17 protein-coding genes are annotated in these 25,796 nt (G+C 56.4%); 10 read left to right on the top strand and 7 right to left on the bottom strand.

Annotated features, from left to right (window positions below):
* Positions 1-465 precede the first annotated feature (465 nt).
* The 3 genes from L2731_RS16405 to olsF all read left to right on the top strand — a co-directional run bounded on the left by L2731_RS16405 (position 466) and on the right by olsF (position 7,623).
* On the top strand, positions 466-1,821 hold the full coding sequence (locus L2731_RS16405) for a YjiH family protein (RefSeq protein WP_249254526.1): 1,356 nt from the start codon (positions 466-468) through the stop codon (positions 1,819-1,821).
* Positions 1,822-2,072: 251 nt separating this feature from the next.
* Entirely contained in the window at positions 2,073-5,744 is a 3,672-nt protein-coding gene (locus L2731_RS16400; RefSeq protein ID WP_249254525.1) for a two-component regulator propeller domain-containing protein, read from the top strand.
* Between the two features lie 124 nt (positions 5,745-5,868).
* Entirely contained in the window at positions 5,869-7,623 is a 1,755-nt protein-coding gene (gene olsF / locus L2731_RS16395) for a bifunctional ornithine lipid synthase OlsF (protein WP_462939101.1), read from the top strand.
* Between the two features lie 138 nt (positions 7,624-7,761).
* Here olsF and dapE read toward each other — a convergent pair whose 3' ends face one another.
* Positions 7,762-9,051, bottom strand: a complete 1,290-nt coding sequence (gene dapE / locus L2731_RS16390) for a succinyl-diaminopimelate desuccinylase (protein ID WP_249254523.1) — start codon at positions 9,049-9,051, stop codon at positions 7,762-7,764.
* A gap of 184 nt (positions 9,052-9,235) precedes the next feature.
* Between dapE and L2731_RS16385 the strand changes: the two genes are divergently transcribed.
* Complete coding sequence (locus L2731_RS16385; protein ID WP_249254522.1) at positions 9,236-9,664, top strand: CBS domain-containing protein; 429 nt, start codon at positions 9,236-9,238, stop codon at positions 9,662-9,664.
* A gap of 343 nt (positions 9,665-10,007) precedes the next feature.
* On the opposite strand, the gene L2731_RS16380 is transcribed toward L2731_RS16385, so the two are convergent.
* The gene (locus L2731_RS16380; RefSeq protein ID WP_249254521.1) at positions 10,008-11,366 is read right to left on the bottom strand and encodes an NCS2 family permease; all 1,359 of its coding nucleotides are present in this window, start codon (positions 11,364-11,366) and stop codon (positions 10,008-10,010) included.
* Positions 11,367-11,874: 508 nt separating this feature from the next.
* Here L2731_RS16380 and torE point away from each other — a divergent pair.
* Genes torE through torD form a run of 4 tightly spaced genes read left to right on the top strand, consistent with a single transcriptional unit; the run spans position 11,875 to position 16,416 of the window.
* Positions 11,875-12,045 (top strand): trimethylamine N-oxide reductase system protein TorE, encoded by a 171-nt coding sequence (gene torE / locus L2731_RS16375; protein ID WP_239851799.1) that lies wholly within the window; start codon positions 11,875-11,877, stop codon positions 12,043-12,045.
* 31 nt (positions 12,046-12,076) lie between these two features.
* The gene (torC, locus tag L2731_RS16370) at positions 12,077-13,255 is read left to right on the top strand and encodes a pentaheme c-type cytochrome TorC (RefSeq protein WP_239851800.1); all 1,179 of its coding nucleotides are present in this window, start codon (positions 12,077-12,079) and stop codon (positions 13,253-13,255) included.
* A 12-nt stretch (positions 13,256-13,267) separates the two neighbouring features.
* Complete coding sequence (gene torA, locus L2731_RS16365; RefSeq protein ID WP_249254520.1) at positions 13,268-15,754, top strand: trimethylamine-N-oxide reductase TorA; 2,487 nt, start codon at positions 13,268-13,270, stop codon at positions 15,752-15,754.
* Positions 15,755-15,780: 26 nt separating this feature from the next.
* Positions 15,781-16,416 (top strand): molecular chaperone TorD, encoded by a 636-nt coding sequence (gene torD / locus L2731_RS16360; RefSeq protein WP_249254519.1) that lies wholly within the window; start codon positions 15,781-15,783, stop codon positions 16,414-16,416.
* A 28-nt stretch (positions 16,417-16,444) separates the two neighbouring features.
* On the opposite strand, the gene L2731_RS16355 is transcribed toward torD, so the two are convergent.
* Together L2731_RS16355 and torS are read right to left on the bottom strand one after the other, a co-directional pair.
* Positions 16,445-17,671 carry a DEAD/DEAH box helicase gene (locus tag L2731_RS16355; protein ID WP_249254518.1) on the bottom strand — a complete coding sequence of 409 codons (1,227 nt, stop codon included), beginning with the start codon at positions 17,669-17,671 and terminating at the stop codon, positions 16,445-16,447.
* Between the two features lie 154 nt (positions 17,672-17,825).
* Positions 17,826-20,861, bottom strand: coding sequence for a TMAO reductase system sensor histidine kinase/response regulator TorS (gene torS, locus L2731_RS16350; RefSeq protein ID WP_249254517.1), 3,036 nt, complete (start codon positions 20,859-20,861; stop codon positions 17,826-17,828).
* A 112-nt stretch (positions 20,862-20,973) separates the two neighbouring features.
* On the opposite strand from torS, the gene torT reads away from it, so the two are divergent.
* On the top strand, positions 20,974-22,077 hold the full coding sequence (gene torT, locus L2731_RS16345) for a TMAO reductase system periplasmic protein TorT (protein WP_415837057.1): 1,104 nt from the start codon (positions 20,974-20,976) through the stop codon (positions 22,075-22,077).
* On the opposite strand, the gene torR is transcribed toward torT, so the two are convergent.
* A complete protein-coding gene (gene torR / locus L2731_RS16340; protein ID WP_239851813.1) occupies positions 22,061-22,786 on the bottom strand; it encodes a two-component system response regulator TorR in 726 nt (241 codons plus the stop codon). The two genes, torT and torR, sit on opposite strands and share 17 nt — an antisense overlap.
* Positions 22,787-23,070: 284 nt before the next feature.
* Here torR and L2731_RS16335 point away from each other — a divergent pair, with 284 nt between their 5' ends.
* Positions 23,071-23,439 carry a PilZ domain-containing protein gene (locus tag L2731_RS16335; RefSeq protein ID WP_239851814.1) on the top strand — a complete coding sequence of 123 codons (369 nt, stop codon included), beginning with the start codon at positions 23,071-23,073 and terminating at the stop codon, positions 23,437-23,439.
* A 157-nt stretch (positions 23,440-23,596) separates the two neighbouring features.
* On the opposite strand, the gene L2731_RS16330 is transcribed toward L2731_RS16335, so the two are convergent.
* Positions 23,597-24,106 (bottom strand): GNAT family N-acetyltransferase, encoded by a 510-nt coding sequence (locus L2731_RS16330; protein WP_239851815.1) that lies wholly within the window; start codon positions 24,104-24,106, stop codon positions 23,597-23,599.
* 22 nt (positions 24,107-24,128) lie between these two features.
* A complete protein-coding gene (gene radA / locus L2731_RS16325; protein WP_239851816.1) occupies positions 24,129-25,502 on the bottom strand; it encodes a DNA repair protein RadA in 1,374 nt (457 codons plus the stop codon).
* Positions 25,503-25,796 lie beyond the last annotated feature (294 nt).

Below are 25,796 nucleotides of genomic sequence, written 5' to 3'. Positions count from 1 at the left end.
CTTTATCATTTAACACACTCATCGGTTAACCATATATGGAATCAGAAATTTTTGCAGAGGTCTAGCGCATATTTCTGACACGAACTGCATAAAATCTCGGCAGAAATCATACCTTGAGAATAATAGCGCACCATCCCAGTTATGAGACCTCCCTGCCCCAACAGCCCGCCACCACGCAACAGCCCAGCAACAATTACACAACCTTGTTTTCAAAGGGGTTTAACCAATATTTACCTAGCCTAGCGCTTGGCAATTTAGGTACAATATAAATAGTCATAAAGTGCTAATAACTATGCTGCGACGGTGAAACGGTTCACCAAGCATTATAATCGTTTTACATCACTGGACTTAGGGGGTAACCTTCCCCGCTTATCTCATGAATGGATATTCAGAGTGTATTGATTAACGGATCTTTGAGTAGATGGCGACCCATGCTTGGGAAGCTAAGAATAAAGGCTAAATAAAGTGGCTGAAAAACAAACCCATAACATAAAAACAGTGCTGACGTTTCTAGTCCCCTCCATTATCGGACTGTTACTCTTCATGACCCCCATTAGCTATCAAGATGCCATCACGATCCCCATCGCCATCGTATCTAAGGGGCTGCAAAACCTATTGGGCGATAGCATTGTCGCCATCGTCACCGCCATTGTGGTGCTCACCGCTATCGCGACGCTGATTAGTAAGCTGGCAAAACCTGCGATACTCAAGCGCTATCCCTTCTTTGGTGCCTTGCTCGATGTCAGCCCCATGTGGACTCTGGTGCGTGTCCTGGGCGCCATCTTTATCGTGCTGACCTTTACCGGCACTGGGCCTGAGGCGATTCACTCGGGTAATACAGGTGCACTCGTACTCAACGACCTGCTGCCCGTGCTATTTTGCGTGTTTATCTTTGCCGGCATGTTGCTACCACTGCTGCTCAACTTCGGCCTGCTGGAGCTTTTCGGCACCCTGCTGACCAAGGTGATGCGCCCCGTGTTCAACCTGCCCGGACGCAGCGCCATCGACTGTATGGCCTCCTGGCTGGGTGATGGCAGCGTCGGTATTCTGATGACCAGCAAACAGTATGAATCCCGATTCTATACCCAGAGAGAGGCGGCGGTGATAGGCACCACCTTCTCGGCGGTCTCTATTACCTTCTCACTGGTGGTGATCTCCCAGGTCAAACTGGAACACCTGTTCGTGCCCTTCTATCTCACCGTCTGTCTGGCCGGTGTCGTGGCAGCGATTGTCGTACCAAAACTGCCGCCACTCTCTTGGAAGAAAGACCACTACATAGATGAGACGCCGCGTCACCCTGACGATGAAGTGATCCCCCACGGCCGCGGCGTATTCGCCTGGGGTTTAGAGCTGGCACTGGCTAAGGCGGCCAAGGCCGACGGTGTGGGTCACACGGTCAAAGATGGTCTGAAGAATGTTATCGATATGATTTTCGGCGTGATTCCCGTGGTGATGGCCATAGGTACTGTGGCGCTGATGATCGCCGAATACACGCCTATCTTTAACTATCTGGGCATGCCCTTTATCCCACTGTTGGAACTACTGCAGGTGCCGGAAGCCGTCGAGGCCTCTAAGACCATAGTGGTGGGCTTTGCTGACATGTTCATTCCCTCTATCCTGGCCAGCTCCATCGAGTCAGACATGACCCGCTTCATCATCGCCGCCATGTCGGTGACCCAGCTGATCTACATGAGTGAAGTGGGTGCCCTGCTGATCGGCAGCAAGATCCCGGTCAATATCGTCGAGCTGTTTGTCATCTTTATCCTCAGAACCCTGGTCACCCTGCCGGTGATCGCTGGTGTCGCCCACCTCATCTTCTAGGGCAGAGACGTTAGACGCAAAAGGGCAGCTCAGGCTGCCCTTTCTTATGGCCAAATTGGCACATTATCTTATTCATTCAACTCGCTATTTCCCCAAAGACTTCTAAACTTAAACACTCAAGAAGTGCTCGTTTTGTCAGGGGCCATGCGGATATTTATCTCTCCCAATTCCCCAAAAACTGAGTGCCAAACAGCCCCCTAGATCACAAGGGCCAAGTTATGACTTGCAAATACACGAGTTGGCGCACCTAGATGAGAGCTTTCATCCTCTTATTCTTGCTTCTGGTGAGCCAGCACAGCCAGGCCTTCAGCTATCAGCCGCAATTCGATTCATTCGGCGCCAAGGAGGGGCTGTCGATGAACACGGTCACAGATATCGTCAACGACAAGGATGGCCACCTATGGGTCGCCACCCAGGCCGGGCTCAACCGCTACGATGGTAAGCGTTTCAAGATCTTCGACACCCGAGATGATGAACAAGGCCCCTCGGCCAAATTTATCAAGAAACTGCATTTCAGCCGCAATACCCTATGGCTTATCACCCGTAACGAAGGGATCAACCGCTATCACGCCGACAGTGGACGCTTCGAGCCCTTCAACGCCAGTAACAGTCCGCTACCCGACGATATCGTCGACCTGGACGAAGACGCCGAGGGCAACCTCTGGCTCGCCACCGCCGACAACCGCCTGCTCTACTACTCCCCCGCCAGCAACAAGCTGCTGGCCACCCTAGACAGCAGCAATACCCCGGGCCTGCCCGGCGGGCGTATCAACACCCTGTATCGCGATAGACAGGAGAAGCTCTGGATTGGCACCCTCAACGGCCTCGCCAGCCTTAAACAAACGGAAGACAAGGTTAGTCTGACCCAATATGCCCAGGCCGAGCTTCGCGGCGTCTCCGCCATCGAGGCGGGTAAGAGTAACACCCTCTGGGTAGGCACCCAGACCCGCGGTCTGTTCCTGCTGGATATCACCAACGACCAGGCCATGGCTATCGACTCCGTGCCCGCCAGCGCCGCCTTCTCCATTTCCGCCCTCAAGCGAGACAAGTTCGGCAGCCTCTGGATTGGTTTTCGCGCCCAGGGCTTAGCCAGATATGAGCCAAGCAGTGGTGAGCTCCACAGGCTCAACGCATCCGCCGAGAACCGCTACAGCATCAACAGCCCAGTCATCACATCCTTATGGATAGACAACGAACAGCAGCTGTGGATCGGCAGCAAGGGCGGCGGCCTGAGCAAAACCTTTCTCGACGCCCAATATTTCGGCCACGTGCATGGCTTTAGCTTCATCGACAACAACCTGCTTAATGTGGACATTCGTAGTCTGCTGGAGGACAGCCAGGGTACCCTCTGGGTCGGCACAGCCAGCGGGGTCTATCGGGGGCTAAAAAACACTAGGGGCGAACTGGCAGGCTTTGCCCCCTTCCATGTGCAAAACCCTAGGCTGGGTCGGGCCTTCGTCAGTTTCATCAAGGAGGATGCCAGCGGCCAGCTGTGGATAGGCACCCGGGGCGACGGCCTCTTCATCTATACCGCCGACAAGCAGAGCTATATTCACTATCTAACCGATGCCAAGAGCCCAAACAGCCTGCCCAGCAATCAGCTGTATTCACTCTATTTCGACCATAAGGGGACACCCTGGATCACCAGTAGAGATGGCGGCGTCGCCAGATATGCCGGCATAGCAACAGGCTTTATTAGTGTGCAGCTCCCTATCAAGACGGTCACAGATATGCTGCAGGACAGCGACGGCAACTATTGGCTCACCTCCTCCAGCGACGGCCTGCTCAGGCTTGCGGTCGATGGCGAGATCACCCACTTTTCCACGCATACCCCCAATGCCTTGCCCAAGCACCTGTTCTCCATTATCCCTGGTGACAACCACAGCCTGTGGATTGCCAGCAACGAGGGGTTACTGCATTTCAACACCCGGGATTTCAGCAGCCGACTGCTTACCACGGCAGATGGCCTGATCGACGATACCATCTATCTGCTGTTCGCCGACCAGCGCCGCCACCTGTGGCTTGGCACCACCAAGGGGCTGACCCACCTAGACCCGGGCAGCCTAAAGATCACCAACTACACTGACCTCGATGGCATACAGGACAACGAGTTTAACTTCGGTGCGGCGGCACTGGGCAGCGATAACAGCCTCTACCTGGGTGGCGTCAACGGCTTCAACCACTTTAACCCGTCACAGCTCCCCAGGCGTCAGCCGCCAACCCTGCCAGTGATCACAGATCTCTTTGTCTTGGGTCAGTCTCAGGGGCTGCCGGATATGGACAAGGGCACCCCGAGGCTGCCACCGGCCTTGACCCTCTCCCATACCGCCGACATCTTCTCGCTGCATTATCACAGCCCAGATCTGCACAACGCCACCCGGCTCAGCTACCAGTACCGTCTGCTTGGGCTCAACGACACCTGGATCGCCGGCTCGCCAGAGCAGGTCGCCTACTTTACCGGGCTCAATCCCGGCAACTATCTGTTTGAGATCCGCGCCAAGGATATAAATCAGCAATACAGCCCCATCAGGCGCCTGCAGATCATGCTGGAACCGGCCCCCTGGCAATCGCCCTTCGCCTACACCTTCTATTTCACCCTGACACTGATGCTGGTGAGCCTGATCTTTTATCGCAAATGGTCTCAGTATCAACAGCAGGCGGCGCTGCTGCATGAGGTGGCCGAGAGCGAACAGCGTCTGCAGCTGGCGCTGTGGGGCAGCGGCGACGAGTTCTGGGACTGGAACATTGTTCACGGCAACGCGACCCGCACCAATACCTTCCTCAAGTATCCGGAGCAGGAAGAGGAGCTTAAGAAGACCATCGCCAGCTGCGTCCATCCGGACGACATCCCCAAGGTGTCTCGGGTCGCCAAGGAGTGCATTAACGATCAGATAGATAAATTCTCCCTCACCTATCGCGGCCTGGCGCCCGACGGCGAGTGGCTCTGGGTACTCAATCGCGGCCAGGTGGTGGAGCGTGACGAGATGGGCAAGGCGGTGCGGATCGCAGGGACTATCAAGAACATTCAGCAGCAAAAAGAGACAGAGCATGCCCTACGCGAGCTCAATCAGCGCCTGGAGCAGCGCGTAGCCGAACGCACCCTGGAGCTGCAACAGCGTAACGACGAGCTAAAACACACCCTGGATGAGCTGGAACATACCCAGGGCGAGCTGATGGACAAAGAGAAGATGGCAGCACTGGGCGGTCTAGTGGCCAGTATCACCCACGAGGTCAACACCCCCATCGGCATCAGTGTCACCGCCGCCTCCCACCTGCAGGAGAGCGTCAAACACTTCGACCAGCTCTATCGCCGAGGCGAGATCACCGAAGAGGATTTCGAAGAGTACCAAACCGAGGTGGCCGAGTGCTGCCGCCTGGTTCTGGCTAACCTGGAACGCGCAGCTAAGCTGATCGCCAGCTTCAAACAGGTCTCTGTGGATCAGTCCCACGAGGATGTGCGCGAGTTCGACCTACACGCCTACCTGGAGGAGATCTTCATCTCCCTCAACCCCATGCTGTCACGTACCCCCCATGAATACAGCTATCACTGTCCCGAGAAGCTGATCATCAGGAGTACCCCGGGGGCCTTCTACCAGATCGTCAGCAACCTGTTTAACAACTCGGTGATCCACGCCTACCCAGATGGCAGGTCGGGCCAGCTGAGCCTGGAGGTGACACGCACAGATGACGGCATCTGCATCACCTACCAAGACGATGGCTGCGGCATGCCGGAGGATATCCAGGCCCAAGTGTTCCAGCCCTTCTTCACCACTAAACGCGGCAAAGGCGGCAGCGGCCTGGGGATGAATATCGTCTCTAACATAGTCACTCAGGTGTTGAAGGGAGAGATCAGCATAGACTCTCAGGAGGGGCAAGGCAGCACCTTCATCATACGTCTACCCGACAGCCTCATAGTGCAGTAGGCGTCATCTGGCTGCAATAATTTGTTCATCTACTAGTCAAACTCCCCTCTTACTCTGACGCTATGGATAGGGTGTCTCCATAACGGCCCCCCCCCCTACACAGCGAGCAGATCCCATGCAAAAGATGATTTTTACCGTAGACGATGTGGTTGCCAACAACCTGCCCAAGCTCAATCAGAGCCCCTGGCTGGCGACCCCCACCAAGGCGCTGCTGCGCTATTTCCTGATGGAAAAAGAGTGCCATGCCATCACTCAGGAGTTCGATTACCTTGAGGGGGTAGACTTTATCGAACAGGTACTGGCCAGCTTCAACTTCACCTATAGCGTGCCCAGCACCGAGGTCGAGAATATCCCCAGCGAGGGACGAGTGGTGATCTACGCCAATCATCCCATAGGCTCCCTCGATGCCCTGGCGATGATCAAGCTTATCAGCAAGGTGCGCCCGGATATCAAGGTGGTGGCCAACGAGCTGCTGATGGCCCTTGAGCCGCTGCACTCCATCCTGCTGCCCGTACGCAACATGACAGGCGGCACTCCCAAACAGCACCTTGAGAAGATCCACCAGCACCTCAAGAGCGAAGGCGCCGTACTGATCTTCCCCTCTGGCGAGGTGTCACGCCTGCGCCCCAACGGCGTACGGGATCTGCACTGGCACAGCGGCTTTTTGAAGATCGCCAAGGCCTGTCAGGCGCCGCTACTGCCCATGTTTGCCGACGCCAAAAACTCGGCCACCTTCTACGGCGCCTCGATGATCTACAAGCCCCTGGCCAGCCTGCTGTTGGTCAAGGAGATGTTTAAGCAGGCCAAGCGCACCATGCCACTGCGCATAGGTCAGCTGATCCCCAAAGAGGTGGTGGCCAGCAGCGACTTCCCGCTCAAGACCCAGGTGAAGCTGCTGAAGAATCATCTCTACCGCATCGGCAAGAACCGCAGCCCCCTGTTTAAGACCCAGAACGCCATCGCCCATCCCGAGTCGCGCAGCGATCTGATCGAGGCGCTATCCCAGTGCGAGCTGCTGGGCCGGACTCACGACGAGAAACTCATCTATCTCTACCGCCACAAGCAAAGCAATCCCATCATGCGTGAGATAGGCAGGCTGAGGGAGATCGCCTTTCGCGCCGTGGGTGAAGGCAGCGGCAAGCGCCGCGACACAGACAAGTACGACGCCGACTACCTGCATCTGGTGCTCTGGGATCACAAGGCGCTGGAGATCGTCGGCGCCTACCGTTTCGCCAGTGCCAAGAGCCTCTACCAGGATGAGCACAAGGGCCTCTACAGCCAGTCGCTGTTTCAGTATCGCGACGAGTTCGCTCCCTATTTCGAGCAGGGGCTGGAGCTGGGGCGCAGCTTCGTGCAACCCAAGTATTGGGGCAAGCGCAGCCTGGACTATCTCTGGTTCGGCATAGGCGCCTTCCTCGCCAAACACCCACAATATCGCTACCTGTTCGGTCCCGTCTCCATCAGCGACGCCCTGCCGGAGCAGGCCAAGGCGATGTTGGTCTACTTCTATCAGACCCACTTCTGCCCGGTTCAGGAGCTGGCACACGCCAACAGCCGCTACAGCTTCACCCCGGAGCAGCACGAGCGGCTCGAAGCCCTGTTCCCCGGCGAGGACTATCAGGCAGAATTTAAGCAGCTCAAGCAGGCGCTCGCCAGCATGGGCGCAGCGGTTCCCGCCCTATATAAGCAATATGGCGAGCTGTGCGACGGTTTAGGGGTCAGCTTCCTCGACTTTGGCATAGACGCCGAATTTGGCGACTGCATCGACGGCCTAGTCCTGGTGGACACCCACAAGCTCAAGGCGAAGAAGCGTGCCCGCTACATCGACTGCCACCTGCCCGAGCTCAACACCGGCGGCGAGGATAGCCAATTGAAGTAGCCAGTTAAACTAGCCCAATAGCTGGTACAGATTGAATAAAGTAAAAAGACGCCCAGCGGCGTCTTTTTTTTCCGACTTAATTTAAGTGCTTTAAGTGGCGAGCTAAATGGCCTAGCAAGATTGCTTAGCGCTTAGTGATTAGCGATGAAAGCGCGTCAGCAGGGCGCGATAGATCTGATACAGGCGCACTATCTGCGCCAGCTCCACCCGCTCGTTAACCTGATGTATGCTGTGGTTAGGTAGCCCAAGTTCGATCACCTGAGTCTGGGGTGATGATAGGAAGCGTCCATCCGAGGTGCCGCCCGAGGTGGAAAGGCGGGGAAAGCTGGCGGTCACCTCGAAGATCGCCGCCTCCACCTGGGCGATCAGGCTCTGCTGGCCATTTTCCTGGGTATGATAGGGGGTACAGCCGCGCTCCCAGCGCAAGTTAATGGCATCCTTGCCTAAAGCCAATGCATCGAGACAGCTTTGGATCCGCTCGATAATCCCCGCCTCGCTGTAACGATAGCTGTAGCGGATATTAAAACAGATCTCACAGCTACCCGGCACGATATTGTCGGTAAAGCTGCCCGAATCCACATGGGTCACCTGTAAACTGGTGCCGGGAAAGTCATCGCTGCCCTCATCCCAGCTAAGGGCCTCCAATGCCTGCATCACCCGCGCCGCCATATGCAGGGCGTTGACGGCATTCTTAGGATAGGCCACATGGCCCTGTTTCCCTTTGAGTTGCAGCCGGGCTGAGATGGCGCCGCGACGGCCAATCTTAATCACATCCCCCGCCTGTTTATCGGCGGTCGGCTCGGCCACCACACAGTATTTAGGTAGACGCTGCGCGGCCGCCAGGCGCTCTACCAGGGCGCGGGTACCAAACTCGGCCTCGCCCTCTTCGTCGCTGGTGACGATAAACTGCCAATTGGCCTTGGGCAGGCCATGACAAGCGATATGATCCTCAACCGCCGCCAGCATCACCGCCAGCCCAGATTTCATATCGACCGCGCCGCGACCTATCAAGGTTTCGCCCACCAAGGTGGCGGCAAACGGCGGCGTCTGCCAGCGACTCAGATCGCCAGGCGGCACCACATCCGTGTGGCCGGCAAGAGCCAGCTGCGCCGGACGCTCGTCCAAGGATGCCAGCAGATTGCTTACCCCGTGATCCTGATAGTGGCTAACCACAAACCCCATGGCCTCAAGCTTTGCCCCTAGCCATCGCTGACACCCGGCATCTTCTGGGGTAATGGAGGGGCGGCGCATCAGCTCACGACAGTAACGCACCGCCTTATGCTGACTCAGATCAGCCTGGTTTAAATTAGCCTTATTTAAACTAGCATGACTCGAATTAGTTTGGCTCGGCTCAGAATGACTAAGCGCCGATACAGTGGAATCTGAGTAAAGAGGTTCGGCCCGATAAGCCAGTGGCATGGATTTCATCTTTTTGCCCTGATGCGAAGATAAACCCAGCCATTAAAAGGCAAGCCCATGACATTTATGTGAAATTTAGATGGTCATTTGTTGAACATTCATTTATCTGTTATAACTGGAAACAGGTGATAATTCACCAAAGTTACTGAGAAACATACAAAACTCAGTATTCCCCTAAGTCTCAGGAGTCGCCATGGAAATTCGGGTATCGGAGATCATGAGTACCAGAGTCGTCACCATAGATATGGATGACAGGCTCACCATAGTCAAAGAGATCTTTGACAGCGCCCCCTTTCATCACCTGCTGGTGGTCGAAAACGACAGCTTGCAGGGAGTGTTATCCGAGCGCGACTATCTGCGCACCCTCAGCCCACACATCGGCAGCATAGGCGAAACCGAGCGCGACAGCGACACCCTGCACCGCCGCGCCCATCAGGTAATGAGCCGTGATCCCATCACCATAGCCCCCGAGGCCGACATCAAGACCGCCAGCCAACTCATGCTGGCACACGACATAGGCTGTCTGCCTGTGATGGCCTTGAACAAGATAGTGGGCATCATCACCTGGAAAGATCTGCTACGCGCCTTCAGTCAGGATGAGCCAGAACCAGAACAGGCCTAACCCGCTTTTGCCTTAACCAAATGCGTTAACCAAATGCTGCCGGCAGCAGAAACGACAAACCCAGGCTAAAAAGCCTGGGTTTGTATTTTCAGTATTACAGTCTGAGTTACGGCCTGAGGTGCCGTCGCAGTCGCTATCATAGTCGCGCTCAGCTGAACGACCCGCTCGCCAATTGCAGCGTTATACCAACCACAGTAGATATATGATCAGAAATAGCGCAGGAAAAACGCTTGAGAACAAAGTAGGATTTTTAGATAAGTAGTTATTCTACAATTAAAAATACTAATACAGTTATCGAGCGTTTTAACAAGCTAGAATGATTAATTATTTATTACGATTGGTATTAAATCGCCCAGCCGCCCATGTAGAAGACCACCAGACCGATAGTGATGGCTAACACACCGGGTTTCAGTGCTCGCCACTCACCGCTGGCCAGACGACCAATCACTAGGGTGACGAAGCCCAACATGATACCGGTAACGATATTACAGCTGAGGATGATAAACACGGCGCAAGTTAGGCCCGCCATGGCATCGACCTTGTCGTCGAAGTTCAGCTTAGTCACATTGCTCAGCATCAAGAGGCCCACATACATGAGCGCAGGCGCGGTAGCATAGGCCGGTACCAGATAGCTTAGCGGCGCAAGGAACACCATCAACAGGAACAGGACACCGACGATGGTGGCAGTCAGGCCCGTCTTACCACCGGCCGCGGTACCCGCCGCCGACTCGATATACACGGCCGCCGGCGCGCCGCCGACTGTGCCTGCGAAGATGCTGCTCACCGAATCTGAGGTCAGCGCCTTACCGCCGCCGACGATATTGTCTTTCTCATCCAGCAGTTCCGCCTGACCGGCTACCGCACGTATGGTGCCCGTGGCATCGAAAATCGCCGTCATCACCAAGGCCAGCACGATAGGCAGCACCACAGGATTAAGCGCGCCCATGATATCCAGCTGACCGATGAGCGACTTGTCAGACATCAAATCCGGCAGGGCAAATAAGCCCTGATAGGTCACGCTCGGGTCGAACGCCAGGCCAAACACGGAAAGCGCGATGATCACCAGCAAGATACCACCAGGTACGCCGCGGCGCTCCAGGCCTATGGTGGCCGCCAGGCCGATAACGGTCGCCAGCACAGGCAGGCTATGGATATCGCCAAGCTTCACCGGCAAGCCCGTGTCGTTGGCGACAATCAGGTGCACACTGTTGGTGGCGATCAGCAGCAGAAACAGGCCGATACCTATACCTGTACCGTGGGCGATCCCCTTAGGCAGGTTGGTCAGTACCCACTGACGCACGCCGGTGACACTCACCAAGGTGAAGACCACGCCCATGAGGAAGATAGCCCCCAGGGTCACAGGAATCGAGATGCCTTGGCCCAATACCATGCTAAAGGCGGTAAAGGCGGTGAGCGAGATGGCACAACCAATCGCCATCGGCAGGTTGGCCCAGAGCCCCATCAAGAGCGAGCCAAAGGAGGCAATCAGACAGGTGGCCACGAAGACGGCGCCAGGGTCGAAACCGGCGGCGCCCAACATGTTAGGCACCACGATCACCGAATAGACCATGGCGAGGAAGGTGGTAAGGCCGGCTATCACCTCTTGGCGCAGCGTACTACCACGAGCGGTGATGGAAAAATAACGGTCAAGCAGGGAGCTTGCAGGTACAGCGGGTGCAGCGAGAGTCTGTTCAGACTTCATAGTAGTTACCTTTTTTGATCTCTTAATTTGGAAGGCTGTGGCAAGTTAGAGCCCCACGACATATGTCTGTGGGTGAGAGATCCACTGAGTACTTATTGGTGTACCCTAACGTGACCTGCAAATCGGTACCCCAGGAGATACCGACCTTTTAAGGTAAGCAAACACTTACCCATAACACAGCCTTTGTTGGCGGCGCATTCTACAGCAAAGAGAGTGGCATAAACCAGAGCAAGCTAACAATTCGCCAAACTTTTGTACAAGTTTCGCCAGTGCCCCCTTTTTCGAATCCAAGGTCCTAGTTCAATCTATCTCCGCCACCTAAGGCATTAAGTTATCTTGTTTATTATCAACTAGTTAATACTGGTGAGAACCCAAGCAATTCATCCAACCTCATTTCATTCATATTTTTTCATAACTTGTCACTCTTGGTTCATGCCAGGCATCACCCCTATTCACATCCCTTCTCTACCATGCATGCATAGACAAAGATCAACTAAGAGAGTCTGTCATGCCATCACACCCAATAAACGAAACGCGAGATCAGGATAAGTCCAGAGAGCTCAAAGCCCTTGGCTTCATCATATTGCTGCTCTTCCCGATCCTGACCATCACAGGCATCAGCGCCTATGGCTTCATCATCTGGATGATCCAGGCCTTCGGCGGCGTCGTCGCCCATTAACCCATTACTAAACTCGAGAAAGGATGTTGCTATGAAGTGGTTTATCACCCTTTGGCGTACCCTCAACAAACCCGCCAAGACCCTTACCCTGGGCGCCATCAGCCTGTCAGCCTTCCTGATGGGCATCATCTTTTGGGGCGGCTTTAACACTGCCCTCGAGGCGACCAATACCGAAGCCTTCTGCATCAGCTGTCACAGCATGGAAAGCACGCCCTACAAGGAGCTGCAAGAGACTGTGCATTGGTCTAATCACTCAGGCGTGCGCGCCACCTGCCCAGACTGCCACGTGCCCCACAACTGGAGCCGCAAGATTGGCCGCAAGATAGAGGCCTCTCACGACATGTGGGGTTGGCTGCTACAGACAGTCAACACAGAAGAGAAGTTCGAGGCCAAGCGTCTGGAGATGGCGAGCCGCGAATGGAAACGTTTCGATCGCGACAACTCACTCGCCTGTAAGAACTGCCACAACTATGACTCGATGAAGTGGGACGAGATGTCGAAGCTGGCCCAGAAACAGATGAAACGCGCCGCCGAGCTGGATCAGAGCTGTATCGACTGCCACAAGGGTATCGCCCACAAGCTGCCCGACATGGGTACCTCACGCGCCCCTGAGCTTATCGCCCAGGTGGGGTCAGGCGAGAGCAGCCTGGTTATCGGTGAGAACTACTTCAGCGCCCTGACCAAGCCACTGTTTTTCAATGAGAAGACCGACGTCGAGGCAGGCACCCTCAACATTGCCACTAAGGTAAAGGTGCTTGAGCTCAAGGGCCAACGTGCCAAGGTTGGCATCGACGGCTGGCGCAAGAAGATAGGCGCAGGCCGAGTGATCTACTTCGATTTCGGCATGAACATCCTCTCGGCGCAGCTCTCAAAAGATGCCGCCTTAGAGCCAGGCGTGATGGAAGTGTTCGAAGAGCAGCAAGACCCGCTCACCGGCCTGACCTGGCAGCGCGTCGAGGCCAAGATCTGGGTGGATGGCGACTATCTGGTGAAAGACCTGCAGCCACTATGGGACTACGCCCGCGACACCTATTCCAGTAGCTGCAGCGTGTGTCACACCCAGCCCGACGAGGCGCATTTCGACGCCAACACCTGGCCTGGCATGTTTCAGGGAATGATCGCCTTCGTCAACATGGACCAGGACACCCAGGCATTGGTGCAGAAGTACCTGCAAGAACATTCATCCACTTTCGACAAGTCAGCGCACTAACAGGATAGCATCATGAACAGAAGAGATTTTCTAAAAGGCCTCGCCGCCAGCTCCTATGTCACCCTAAGCGGCTCGTCGCTGTTGGCACCGCTCAACGCCCTGGCAAGCACCAGAACCGATGAGGTGTGGAAAACTACCGGCTCCCATTTCGGCGCCTTTAAGATGACCCGCAAGAATGGCGTCATCGACAAGGTAATTCCTTTCGACCTGGATAAATACCCAACCGACATGATTAACGGGGTAAAGGGCCTGGTCTATAACCCGTCGCGGGTGCGCTACCCTATGGTGCGCCTCGACTTCCTGCTCAAGGGGCACAAGAGCAATACCCAGGAGCGCGGCGACTATCGTTTCGTGCGTGTCACCTGGGACAAGGCACTGTCGCTGTTTAAGGACTCATTAGATGAGGTCCAGACCAAATATGGTCCATCCGGACTACACGCGGGTCAGACCGGCTGGCGCGCCACGGGTCAGCTGCACTCCTCCACCAGCCACATGCAGCGCGCGGTAGGAATGCACGGTAACTTCGTCAAGAAGGTCGGCGACTACTCCACCGGCGCCGGTCAGACGATTCTGCCCTACGTGCTCGGCTCGACCGAGGTCTACGCCCAGGGCACCTCCTGGCCGCTGATCCTCGAGCACAGCAACACCATCATCCTCTGGTCGAACGACCCCTATAAGAACCTGCAGGTGGGCTGGAACGCCGAGACCCACGAGTCGTACGCCTATCTGGCGCAGCTCAAGGAGAAGGTGGCCCAGGGTAAGATCAGGGTGATCAGCATAGATCCCGTGGTCACCAAGACCCAGAAGTACCTTGGCTGTGAGCAGCTCTACATCAACCCACAGACAGACGTGGCCCTGATGCTGGGTATCGCACACGAGATGGTGACTCAAGAGCTACACGACAAGGCCTTCATCGACGGCTACAGCCTGGGCTTCGATGAGTTCCTGCCATACCTCATGGGTGAGAAAGATGGCATTGCCAAGACGCCTGAGTGGGCCAGCAAGATCACCGGGGTGAGCGTCGAGATCATCAAAGATCTGGCCAAGGTGATGACTAAGGGCCGCACGCAACTCATGATGGGCTGGTGTATTCAGCGCCAGCAACACGGCGAGCAGCCATACTGGATGGCGGCGGTACTGGCCACCATGATAGGCCAAATCGGCCTGCCCGGCGGCGGTATCAGCTACGGCCACCACTACTCCAGCATAGGCGTACCTTCGTCGGGTGCGGCGGCGCCTGGCGCCTTCCCGCGTAACCTGGATGAGGGTCAGAAGCCACTATTTGACAGCAGTGACTTCAAGGGCGCCAGCAGCACTATCCCTGTCGCGCGCTGGATCGACGCCATCTTGGAGCCGGGCAAGACGATAGATGCCAACGGTAACAAGGTCACCTACCCGGACATCAAGATGATGGTGTTCTCGGGCAACAACCCCTGGAACCACCATCAGGACAGAAACAAGATGAAGCGCGCCTTCCACAAGCTGGAATGTGTGGTCACCATAGACGTGAACTGGACGGCTACCTGTCGATTCTCTGACATAGTACTACCGGCCTGTACCACCTTCGAGCGCAACGACATCGACGTGTACGGCAGCTATGCCAACCGCGGCGTCCTGGCGATGCAGAAGATGGTCGAACCTCTGTACGAGAGCCTGTCGGACTTTGAGATCTTCACCCGCTTCGCGGCGCTCATGGGTAAAGAGAAGCAATATACCCGCGGCCTGACCGAGATGGATTGGCTGAGAAAGCTCTACGACGAATGTAAGGCCGCCAACGCCGGTAAGTTCGAGATGCCTGACTTCGACACCTTCTGGCAGCAAGGTTATGTGCACTTCGGCGAAGGCCAGCCCTGGACACGTCACAGCGATTTTAGAGAGGATCCCGAGATCAACCCGCTGGGCACACCGTCGGGCCTTATCGAGATCTTTAGCCGTAAGATCGCCCAGTTTAACTACGACGATTGTCCTGGCCACCCCACCTGGATGGAGAAGAGCGAGCGCAGCCACGGCGGCCCTGGCTCAGACAAGTACCCCATCTGGATGCAGTCATGCCACCCGGATCAACGTCTACACTCGCAGATGTGTGAATCGGAGCAATACCGTGAAACCTATACGGTTCAGGGGCGTGAACCTGTCTACCTCAATCCGCTGGATGCCAAGGCTCGCGGCATCAAAGATGGCGATCTGGTGCGCGTCTTCAACGACAGGGGTCAGCTACTGGCGGGCGCCCGGGTATCGAACCGCTTCCCTCAGGGGGTGATCCGTATCCACGAAGGCGCCTGGTATGGCCCGGTCGGCAAGGATGGCAGCAAGCAAGGCGGCAACGAGATAGGCGCCCTGTGTAGTTATGGCGACCCCAACACCCTGACCCAGGATATCGGCAGCTCTAAGCTGGCACAGGCCTGCGCCGCCTACACTTGTCTGGTGGAGTTTGAGAAGTTCAGCGGCAAGGTGCCTGAAGTCAGCGCCTTTAGCGGTCCCATAGAGATCGGCCGCTAATAGGGCCGGGTCAAAGGAGAAACAAGATGAACCAAACATCGATTAACCAAACAGCGCAAAACCAGGCGCGAGCCAGGGTCTACCGCCTGCTGTCGGATCTGTTTGCCAAAGAGATAGATCATCAGCGCCTGACCTGCCTGCAAAGCAGCGAGGCGCAGGCCTTCTTTGACCTGCTCGCCACCGCTCCCGAGCTGGCACCTGAGGTTAACACCCTGCAGGAGGTACTGGCAGGCCTCAATGATGAGCCCGCCCTGCTCAACCTTGCCGCCGACTATTGCGGCCTGTTTCTGGTGGGCGGCAAGCAGAGCGCCAATCCCTATGCCAGCCTCTATCTGACGCCTAAGGAAGACGAGGAGCAGCCTTTGCTCTTCGGCGACCAGCATCAGGAAATGATGGCGCTGCTTATGCAGAGTCAGCTACAGGTGCAGAGCGACTTTCCCGAGCCCGCCGATCATATTGCGGTGATCTTGGCCTATGTCGCCCAGCAGGCCACTCGCCTGGGCGATAAAGACCAACAGGCCTTTATCGCCCAGTACCTGGATGCCTGGTTACCCGAGTTTGCCATGCGGGTGAGTGACAGAGACAGCGGCCGCTTCTATCAGGCCCTCGCCAGGCTTACCCAAACCTGGGTACGCCAGGACTGTGAGGGGCTCTCGGCCTAACCCTGATATTAACGTTAACGGCTAGCAGCTAGCGTCTGCTATCCTGGCCGCGCCGCTTGGCGCGGCGTTTCTGCGCTGCCTTGCCATGACGACGGGGATTGGGATCCGCCTTGGTAAGATCCGGCTCGAAACCGGGTAACCATTGCTGAGGCAGACGCTTATCCAGCAGCGCCTCAATCTCCTCCAGCAGCAGGGCATCCTCCTCGCAATAGAGGGTGACTGCAACCCCCTGTTTACCCGCCCGGCCGGTACGGCCGATACGATGCACATAGTCCTGCGCCACATAGGGCAGCTCATAGTTGACCACATAGTCGAGAGACTCGATATCTATCCCCCGCGCCGCTACATCTGTGGCCACCAGCACCTTGACGCCTCCCTTGCGGAAATCACCGAGCACCTGCTCGCGGGCGCCCTGGCCCAGATCCCCATGAAACGCCTTGGCCGCTATGCCTTGCTCACTCAGGCGCGCAGCCAGCTTATCGGCGGCGACCTTCTTGCGACTAAACACCAACACCCGCTGCCAATCGCCCTTGTTGATCAGGTGCGACAAGAGGGCAAACTTACGCTCGCTGTCCACCGCATAGACTCGCTGCTCGACGTCCTTGCTGGCACTGTTTTGCGCATTGACCGCAACGCGTTTAGGTTGCCTAAGCCAGCGATGACTCAGTTCGAGTACCTTGTCATCTAGGGTGGCGGAAAACAGCAGGGTCTGACGCTCGCTCGGCAAGAGGGCCATCAGCTGGGCTATCTCATCGGCAAAGCCCATGTCCAACATGCGGTCGGCCTCATCAAACACCAGATGCGCTATCGCATCCAGCTTAACCGCGCCGCGTCTGTGCAGATCCAGCAGGCGGCCAGGAGTAGCCACTATCAGCTCTCCCCCCTTGGCGAGCTGCTGACACTGAGCGTCTATGCTGACACCACCATAAACCAGTCCCGCCGACAGCGAGGTGAAGCGCGCGAGATCCACTATCCCCTGATGCACCTGCACAGCCAGCTCACGGGTGGGCACCAGCACCAACGCCTTTGGCGAAACCGGGGACGCCCCCTCACCTTCTTGTTCAAGTAGGTGCGCCAAGATAGGCAAGGCGAAGGCCGCCGTCTTGCCAGTGCCCGTCTGAGCCGATGCCATAAGATCCCCGCCGCCGAGCACCAAGGGAATCGCCTCAGCCTGGATCTGAGTCGCCTCGCGAAACGCCAGCGCTTCTAGCGCCTGTTGCAGGGGAGCCGGCAGAGACAATTGAGAAAATAACATGGTGAGGATCCCGCTTAGGTTGACTATCGTTGCTAATGGTTGCAAATAGTTTGCTATTGGTTTGGTCTTAGACTCGCTATTAGGCGCGCAGTGTAGCAGATTTCCCCCAGAGCTCTAGTAGATTTTCCCGCCCGGCGGGGCAGTGCAGAGCAGGTTAAACCGCCTGGGCTAGCCGCGTCTCGAAGGCGGCTACCGACTCATGCCAAAGCTGTTTAAGCGCCGCAATGTCAGATGCCTGCAGCGCCTGATGTTCCAGTTGTTGGCAGCGCCGTGTCATGCTGAGCATGCCCATGTTGGCGCTGCTGCCCTTGAGGCCGTGCAGTAGCTTGCTACTGGTCTCATTCTTGCTGTCTGTTCCCACAGCGTCCACTAATGCCTCAAGTTGCGTCAGCTGCGCCTCGCTGGAGCTTAGGTAGAGGCTAAGCATCTCGGTCATCGCCGCCTTGCCGAGGCAGTCGAGATCCGCCTGGAACTGATTGCTATCCAGCAGAGGATGCTCATCCTTCGACGCCTTAGGCGTTTCATCCTCAGTGATTTGTGCCGTGACGTTAGCGACTTCGGTGGCTTCTGTTGTTTCTATTACTTCTGTGGCTTTGGTTGCTGTAGATAGCGGGCTTGATGATTGCGAGGCCCGCCCCAACCAGCGCATCAAGGCCTGCATGTTCAATGGCTTGGCCAGGATCTCATCGAAGCCTACCTCGCGATAACGCTCAAGATCCTGAGGCTGTAGCTGAGCGGTAAAGGCGGCAAAGGGCACACCGGGGGCAGCCTTAGCACGCAATCGGCTCAGTAGCTCTATACCTGAACCGTCGGTAAGCTGAATATCCAGCATCACGGCATCAAAACCCGCTTCTTTATCCTCGAAAACCGTCATCGCCTCGGCGCAACTCGGTACCAATATCCCCTCATGACCAAGATGAGCTAGGAAGCCCTGAGCCACCATGGCATTGACCTGATTATCCTCCACCACCAGCACCCTCTTAGGCGCGACCTGAGGGACGATATCTGTCGTGCTCTGCGCAGGCGCCTCACAGGCGATCAACGGCAGGCTAAATCCGAAGGTACTGCCCTTGTTCACCTCAGTCTCTACCCAGAGCCCCTCATCGCTCGCCCCCATCAGGGTGACCAGCTCCTTGCTGATGGCTAGCCCCAGACCGGTGCCCCGGCTACGCCCCTGGTTGGGCTGGGCGCTATAGGCGGTAAACAGGCGCGGCATAACCTCCTCGGGGATCCCTAGGCCGGTATCGCTCACCGCGAAATGGATGCGCTCCCCCTGGCGGTGTACCCTGAGACGGATCTCCCCTGCCGGGGTAAACTTGATGGCGTTGCCCAACAGATTAAATAACACCTGACGCAGCTTGGGGCCATCCAGGCTTACCCACTCGGGCAGCTGGTCTCGCTCGAGGCGCAGCGACAGACCGGCGTTGCCCGCACCGGCAAGCATGATGGCCACCACCTCATCAAGCAGCTCGTTAATGGCCACAGGGCGCAGCTCGTTAGTCAGCTTACCCTGCTCCAGACGGGAGAAATCGAGAATATCGTTCAGTACCGTCTGCAGCAGCGCGCCGCTGTACTGCGACAGGGCGAGCATCTGTTTCTGCGCCGTCGGCAGGGGTGACTCGGCCAGCAGGGTCAAGGTGCCGAGCAGGCCGTTGAGGGGAGTGCGGATCTCATGGCTCATGGTAGCCAAAAAGAGGGACTTGGCCTTGTCCGCCGACTCGGCCAACTGTCTCGCCTGAGCATGGCCCTTAACCTCGGCATCGAGGCGGCGATTGGCCTGGGCCAGTTCCTGGGTTCGCTTCTGTACCGTGGTCTCCAGCGACGCCTTGTGGGCCGATAGCTCATCGGCCGTCTCCTGCAGCGCCGACTGCAGACGCTGATTATGATCTGTCTTCTGTTTAAAGGCATCGATGGCCGAGGCCATGGCGGTCAGCTCGTCATCACCATGGGGATCGAGCGCCACCTGAGTATCGCCCTTGCTAAGGCGTGCCAGGGCATCGGTCGCCTCATGCAGCCTCAGCGCGATCCCCTTGTAGATCACCCGGTAGACCACCAGCAGGATCAGCACCAGCATCACAAGGCCTGTGCCCCAGAGCCCGGCCTTGGCCCAGAAGAGCTGACGTAAAAAATCGCCTCTCGCCTGCTCCGCCTGGGTTTGCTGAGCCTTCATGGCCGAGTCCACCAGGGTATTGAGCTGGCCCAGCTTATCGCTCAGCCGCTGTAGTTGAGCCGTCTGGGAGGCGAGCACCTTGGCATAGCGGCGCTGCAGCATGAGCTTATCGCCGACACCGCGCAAGATATCTAACTCATGGGCCAGCTCGGCCGCCCGCACGGGATCGCGCACCACCCCCTTGAGCAGCTCGAGCGGCATCAGATCGGGCTGAGTGGTTAGCAGATCGCGGCTCTGCTCCCTGGTTGACGCGTTAACGGCATCATTACCTGGAGCGCCCCCCTGGGCCTCACTCGGCTGCAATCGATATTCGCCGCCGGGCTGCTGAGTCACCACCCGCGACATGCTGACCAGCACCTTAGTGAGGCCCAGATGTTGCTCGGGCGACTGCAGTAGCTGACCCACCAGCGCCAGATGATGAATGAGGGCCAGGGCGCGATTGAGACGCGCCTGTATATCGAGGTCTTTCTCTATGATGGTATCGAGCAGATAGCCACTCTGTGTCGCACCGGCAACCTCGGGGTAGGCCAGACTCAGCTTGGCCAGCACGGCCGAATCGACTACGGCCAGTTCCGCCTCCAGCAGCTCGATTGCCTGCCCGGAGGCGTCCACTAGGGCCTCGCCATCCCCCCTCAACTGCTTGGCGAGCGCCAGACGCTCTCCCACCTGATGCCCGAGTTGAGTGAGATCATGGATGATCTCCGCCGCCCTGGGCCCCAGGTGACTATCGCCTTGCAGATTCAGCGACTTGAGACGAGCGATGGCGCCGAGCAGGTTGCCGCTCTCGATGGATAGCTTGCGGCCGATAAAGGCGCGCTCCGCCTCCTCCTCGACTCGCTCCAGCGCTTGGGCATTGTCCTGCAGCACATTGGCCGACTGCATCAATTGGCGCGCGGCTTCAGAGGCGGGCAGCGCCTCTTCATAGAGATATTGGTCGGCAATCTTCACCCAATAGAGGGAAATGCTGCCCAGGCTCACCAGCAGAAGTAAGAGCAGGGCCAGTAGGCTGAAAGCCAGCATCAATCGGCCGACTAAACTTTTTCCTGAGAGTGATAAAGCGCCCACATGGCTCCCGTTTAACTGTTACAATGAATCAATAACATGCGTCTGGTTACATTATACTGAGTGCCCCGTGGTGAAGCATAATAAATCTCCCTTTTTCAGCGCCTTTTATCTTTGCCTCAATGGCCTAGCGATCTCTGCCTGTTTGGCAATATCGGCACACGCCTACGCCGCAGATACTTGGTCACTTCAGCAGCGCAGCCCCTATAACGCCAAGCTTCAGCAGGTCGAGACGCTCACCTATCAGCCCCTGAACATGACCAAACAGCCCTGGCGACTCTGCGCCCTGGTTCCTCACCTCAAAGATGCCTATTGGATAGGCATAGACTATGGCCTGGTCACCCAGGCTAGGCAATTGGGCGTAGCCCTGGAGCTGTTTGAGGCCGGCAGTTACTATGGTAAGGCCAAACAACTCGAGCAGCTCGAGCGCTGCATGGCCGGCAATTTCGACGCCATCTTGCTGGGTACAGTGGACCCCGAGCTGCTCAAGCACTATCAGGGGCAGATCAGCAAGCCCATGCTGGCCTTGGTAAACCGACTCGACAGCCCGCTGGTAAACACACGCATTGGCGTCAACTGGTATCAGATGGGATGGCATGCCGGCGACTATATTCGCCGCACCACCAAAAATAAGCCCGCTAAGCTAGCACTGCTGCTCGGCCCAGAGAAGCTGGGAGGCAGCACCTGGGTGGAACAAGGGATCATGGCAGCACTCAAGGGCAGTAGGGTAACTATCTCCTCCAATCGCCATGCCGACAACAATCGCGCCCTCTATCGGGATCAGCTGCATCACCTGCTCAAAGATCACACCCCCGACTATATTCTCGGCAGCGCCGTGGCCATCGAGGCCGCCATCGGCGCCCTGGCGCAACAGGAGACAGCTCAAGACGTTGCGCTGGTGAGCAGCTACCTCTCCCCTGCCACCCTGCGTGGCCTGTATCGCCACAGGGTATCATTCAGCAGTGACGATCAGGTGGTATTACAGGGTAAGCTGGCGATAGATGTGGTGGTGCGAGAACTCGAGGGCGCCGCCCCCTTTGGTGATATCGGCCCCAGGATAAAGGGACTCACGCCTCAAAATAGCCAGGTGAAACAGCTGACTGACAGCCTGGCACCGGCGGATTTTTACCCCATCTACCGGGTCGAGGTGCCCGGGGCTAATCTTCAACCTTAGCGGCAAACAGATAACCCTCACCGTGGACGGTCACGAAGAGCTCGGCATTTAGCTTGTTGCGCAAACGGCGAATGATCACGTCTATGGTTCTGTCATTCACATCCTGATTGCGATGGCTGGTGAGCTGCATCAGACGCTCACGGCTTAGCACCTGCTGAGGATGCAGCACGAAGGCGCTCAGCAGTTCAAATTCGGCCTTGGTCAGCTTGATCACCTCATCGCCCAGGGAAAGCTTACGACTGTTAAGCGCCAGGCAGTAATCTTCAAATTCGATGAGATCGTCGCCGCGTTCGAGCTCGGCGATGGTCTGCTGCTGCGCCTTCTTCACCAGAGAGATGCGCCAGAGTAGATTCTTGACCCGCACCAGGAGTTCGCGCAGCTCAAAGGGCTTCGTCACATAATCGTCCGCGCCCATCTCCAGGCCGATGATCTTATCGATCGCCTCGTCACGTCCCGTCACTAGGATGATCCCCACGTCGCTACGACTGCGCAGTTCTCGCGTCAGACTAAGGCCATCGACACCGGGCAGGTTGATATCCAGCATCACGAGATCGACATGTTGCTGGCTGAATTGCTGCCACATATCTTCACCATCGGCGGCCTCGAGCACCCGATAACCCTCTTTCTCGAAATAGCCCTTCAGACGAGCACGGATCACCGCCTCATCGTCGACCACAAGCACACAAGGTTGTAATGAAGTTAGGGCCATGACCCAGCTCCCAAACACGTTAAATAAAGGTTAAGGCTATTATTCACAATTTTTCATAATTGCATATAAGCTTTATCTCAATTATGGGATCTGGCGCGATTTTTAGCCGCCATAGCCCCTAAAAAATCACCAGCAGCGTCGCCTACCAGATTCATCGCCCCAGGCAAAGAGAATTTGCCTCAAGTCACTAAAGCTAAATATAAATCAAGATTTTTACACTTGGGTCATGTTAGCTTATGCTTACCTTATTAACATCACGCTCACATTAGAGGCTAAGACAGCTTATGGATGAAAGGCGGCAATTTTCGCGCATCTTCTTCGATGTCAATGCGACGCTCACCCAAGACGATAAGGTATGGTCGACCACGCTCCATGATCTTAGCCTAAATGGTGCCCTGGTCGAGCTGCCCCCAGCCTTCACACCAAGCCAGGAACCGATACTCCTGAGCTTCACCCTAGAGGGCTCTGACGTAGAGGTCACCATGGAGACCCAGGTCATCCACCAAAAAGATGGCCAGCTTGGACTCGAATGCCTGCATATCGATATCGACAGCATCAGCCACCTGAGGCGCATGCTCGAACTCAACATAGGCGATGCGTCCCTGCTTGACCGCGAACTCAAGATGTTTATCGAGGTCCATGACCAAGGGTAAATCCATCGTCTAGCGACTTTGCGGTCGATATCAATAACAGGGGACATAGCGTCCCCTTTTTAGTCTCTGCGCTGTATCACCCCTTTGGCAACGACAGGGGGGAAGCCAAACAAAGAAGATTAACCCCAAGCGTAAAGTCCTGGCTAGGGCCTTGCGGCTATTCTCCTTTCGCCAAAAAGGCAGGGTGATAGCTCACCTCTCCCTGTGGCGCCTTACCGGTAAGCTTAAGAGCAAGAAAATACTCCTCGGGAACGCCCGGCAACACCAGTCCCGCAACAGGCGCAAAGCCAAAGCGCTGGTAAAAATTAGGCTCACCCAGCAGGACGCACCCGTTGGCCTGCGCCTTTTTTAGCGCTTCGATACCGGCTCGCATCAACTGGCTGCCAATCCCTTTTCCCTGCATCTCGGGCAACACCGAGATGGGGCCGAGTCCATACCAGTTAAGGCTGTTCTCCGAGATGGTCACCTTTGATAGCGCCAGATGCCCCACCAAGCGCCCCTCATATTCGGCTACCAAGGATATCGCCAGCGCACCGGCTTCACGCAAGGCATTCACGATATGCTGCTCGGTATGCTCTGTGTGAGGCGCATCGAGAAAGGCCGCCTCAGTCAGCGCGTAAATTTCAGCAATATCGCCCGGTGCTTCGCTACGTATTTTAAGCTGCATCTCTACCCTCATTAAATGTGTGCTAGCTAATCAGCTCTAGCAGCTCGTGAATCGTCTTAATCGGATTGATCTTGGCGCCCAGACCTTCCATCGATTTATGATAGTTGCGATAGGGAATAAAGATCTCGGTAAAGCCGTGCTGCACAGCCTCTTTCACCCTGGGCACGCCGCTGTCGATGGGGCGCACGTCGCCGTTGAGGCTCAGCTCCCCCATGATGCAGGTGGTGCGCGGTACCACAAACTCGTTAAGGCTGCTCAGCAGTGCGGTGACTAGGGCCAGGTCGATACAGGTCTCAGACTCGTCTATCTTAAGCCCGCCCACCAGGTTGAAATAGGTATCGTGGTAGATCTTGGTACGGGTGTGCTTGCGCAAAACCCCAGTTAACATCTTGATACGGTTCATGTTGAGCCCGACACAGACCCGCTGGGGAAACTCCCCCTCCGCCTCAGTCGTTAAACATTGGATCTCCAGCAGCAGGTTGCGATTGCCCTTGCGGATACAGGTGATGGCCGCACCGGGCGATTCAGTGCTGGAACCCGAGAGGAAGATCTCGCTGGGGTTATCGACACTTATCATGCCCCGCTCTGTCATCCTGAAGATACCGACGGTATCCACGTCGCCGAAACGGTTCTTGTTGGCCCTCAGGGTGCGTACCTGTCCGTCGTTACATTCCAGGTGGGTCAGGCAGTCGACGATATGGATCAGCGTCTGCGGCCCCGCGGTCTCGTTATTCTTGTTCACATGGGCCACCAGGAACATGGTGACATTGTTCTGCTTACAGTATTGGGTCAGCGCCTGGGCACTGCCCTTGACCTGAGACGGCGAGCCTGGGCTGCCGTTGGCCAAATCTGTCACCACCGCCTGAATCGAGTCGATCACCGCAAACTTGACCTGTTTGGCCTCAAGCTCGGCGATAATCGCCTCCACATTGGTCTCGGCCATCAGGTAGAGGTTTTCCTCATTACAATCGAGCCTGAGGCGGTTTACGCGGTTCTTAAACTGTGACAGCGACTCCTCGGCGGTACAGTAGAGCGAGGGCATCAGCTGCGACATGCGTGACACCAGATCCGACAATATGGTCGTCTTACCCGCACCAGGATCCCCCGATATGATGTTGACCGAACCTGTGGTGAGACCGCCACATAACACGCGATCCAGCTCACCAATGCCGGTAAGCAGTTTCTTGGCCTCGAACTCCTCCACTTCGCTGAGTTTCTTCGAGCCTCCACCGACGGCACCTGCATAGCCAGCCACGGCGCCAGCGCTCGACTTGGTCGGCGCCAGCCTCACCTCTGAGATGGTGTTCCACTCGCCGCAGGCGTTACACTGTCCCTGCCAGCGGGGAAAGTCCTGACCACATTCGCTGCACACATATGCTGTTTTATTCTTCGCCATAGCTTAACTGTTTTGTCTTCTCATTAATCTCGCCGCGCCCGTCATCTACATCTGCCATCTCGGCTCAAAAATCTAAGGGCCGCACGCTTCCATGGGGGCATTCTACATGAGTATCTTAAGCGGCTGTAGTCTACTTCCCCCTATCGCCCATACCCCAGAGGAGGAAAATGATTCCCACAAGGAAGCCAAAATGCCTTACACTGCTCCTAGGAATTTGTCTCTCACTGAGAGGGCAAATTGTGTTGAATAAACAAAAGGCTATCAAGTTTTTACCTAAGCCGCCGACACAATAAG

The organism is Shewanella aquimarina (assembly GCF_023349185.1).
In the GTDB taxonomy this organism is placed as follows: Bacteria; Pseudomonadota; Gammaproteobacteria; order Enterobacterales; family Shewanellaceae; genus Shewanella; species Shewanella aquimarina.
The sequence above is the reverse complement of the archived record's forward strand: the minus strand, read 5'-3'. Positions and strand labels throughout refer to the sequence as shown.

What these genes read in the sequence shown, in the direction of transcription:
- L2731_RS16400 (WP_249254525.1), top strand. Translation starts at nt 2,073, where the DNA reads ATGAGAGCTTTCATCCTCTTATTCTTGCTTCTGGTGAGCCAGCACAGC.
- olsF (WP_462939101.1), top strand. Translation starts at nt 5,869, where the DNA reads ATGATTTTTACCGTAGACGATGTGGTTGCCAACAACCTGCCCAAGCTC.
- dapE (WP_249254523.1), bottom strand. Translation starts at nt 9,051, where the DNA reads ATGAAATCCATGCCACTGGCTTATCGGGCCGAACCTCTTTACTCAGAT.
- L2731_RS16385 (WP_249254522.1), top strand. Translation starts at nt 9,236, where the DNA reads ATGGAAATTCGGGTATCGGAGATCATGAGTACCAGAGTCGTCACCATA.
- L2731_RS16380 (WP_249254521.1), bottom strand. Translation starts at nt 11,366, where the DNA reads ATGAAGTCTGAACAGACTCTCGCTGCACCCGCTGTACCTGCAAGCTCC.
- torE (WP_239851799.1), top strand. Translation starts at nt 11,875, where the DNA reads ATGCCATCACACCCAATAAACGAAACGCGAGATCAGGATAAGTCCAGA.
- torC (WP_239851800.1), top strand. Translation starts at nt 12,077, where the DNA reads ATGAAGTGGTTTATCACCCTTTGGCGTACCCTCAACAAACCCGCCAAG.
- torA (WP_249254520.1), top strand. Translation starts at nt 13,268, where the DNA reads ATGAACAGAAGAGATTTTCTAAAAGGCCTCGCCGCCAGCTCCTATGTC.
- torD (WP_249254519.1), top strand. Translation starts at nt 15,781, where the DNA reads ATGAACCAAACATCGATTAACCAAACAGCGCAAAACCAGGCGCGAGCC.
- L2731_RS16355 (WP_249254518.1), bottom strand. Translation starts at nt 17,671, where the DNA reads ATGTTATTTTCTCAATTGTCTCTGCCGGCTCCCCTGCAACAGGCGCTA.
- torS (WP_249254517.1), bottom strand. Translation starts at nt 20,861, where the DNA reads ATGCTGGCTTTCAGCCTACTGGCCCTGCTCTTACTTCTGCTGGTGAGC.
- torR (WP_239851813.1), bottom strand. Translation starts at nt 22,786, where the DNA reads ATGGCCCTAACTTCATTACAACCTTGTGTGCTTGTGGTCGACGATGAG.
- L2731_RS16335 (WP_239851814.1), top strand. Translation starts at nt 23,071, where the DNA reads ATGGATGAAAGGCGGCAATTTTCGCGCATCTTCTTCGATGTCAATGCG.
- L2731_RS16330 (WP_239851815.1), bottom strand. Translation starts at nt 24,106, where the DNA reads ATGCAGCTTAAAATACGTAGCGAAGCACCGGGCGATATTGCTGAAATT.
- radA (WP_239851816.1), bottom strand. Translation starts at nt 25,502, where the DNA reads ATGGCGAAGAATAAAACAGCATATGTGTGCAGCGAATGTGGTCAGGAC.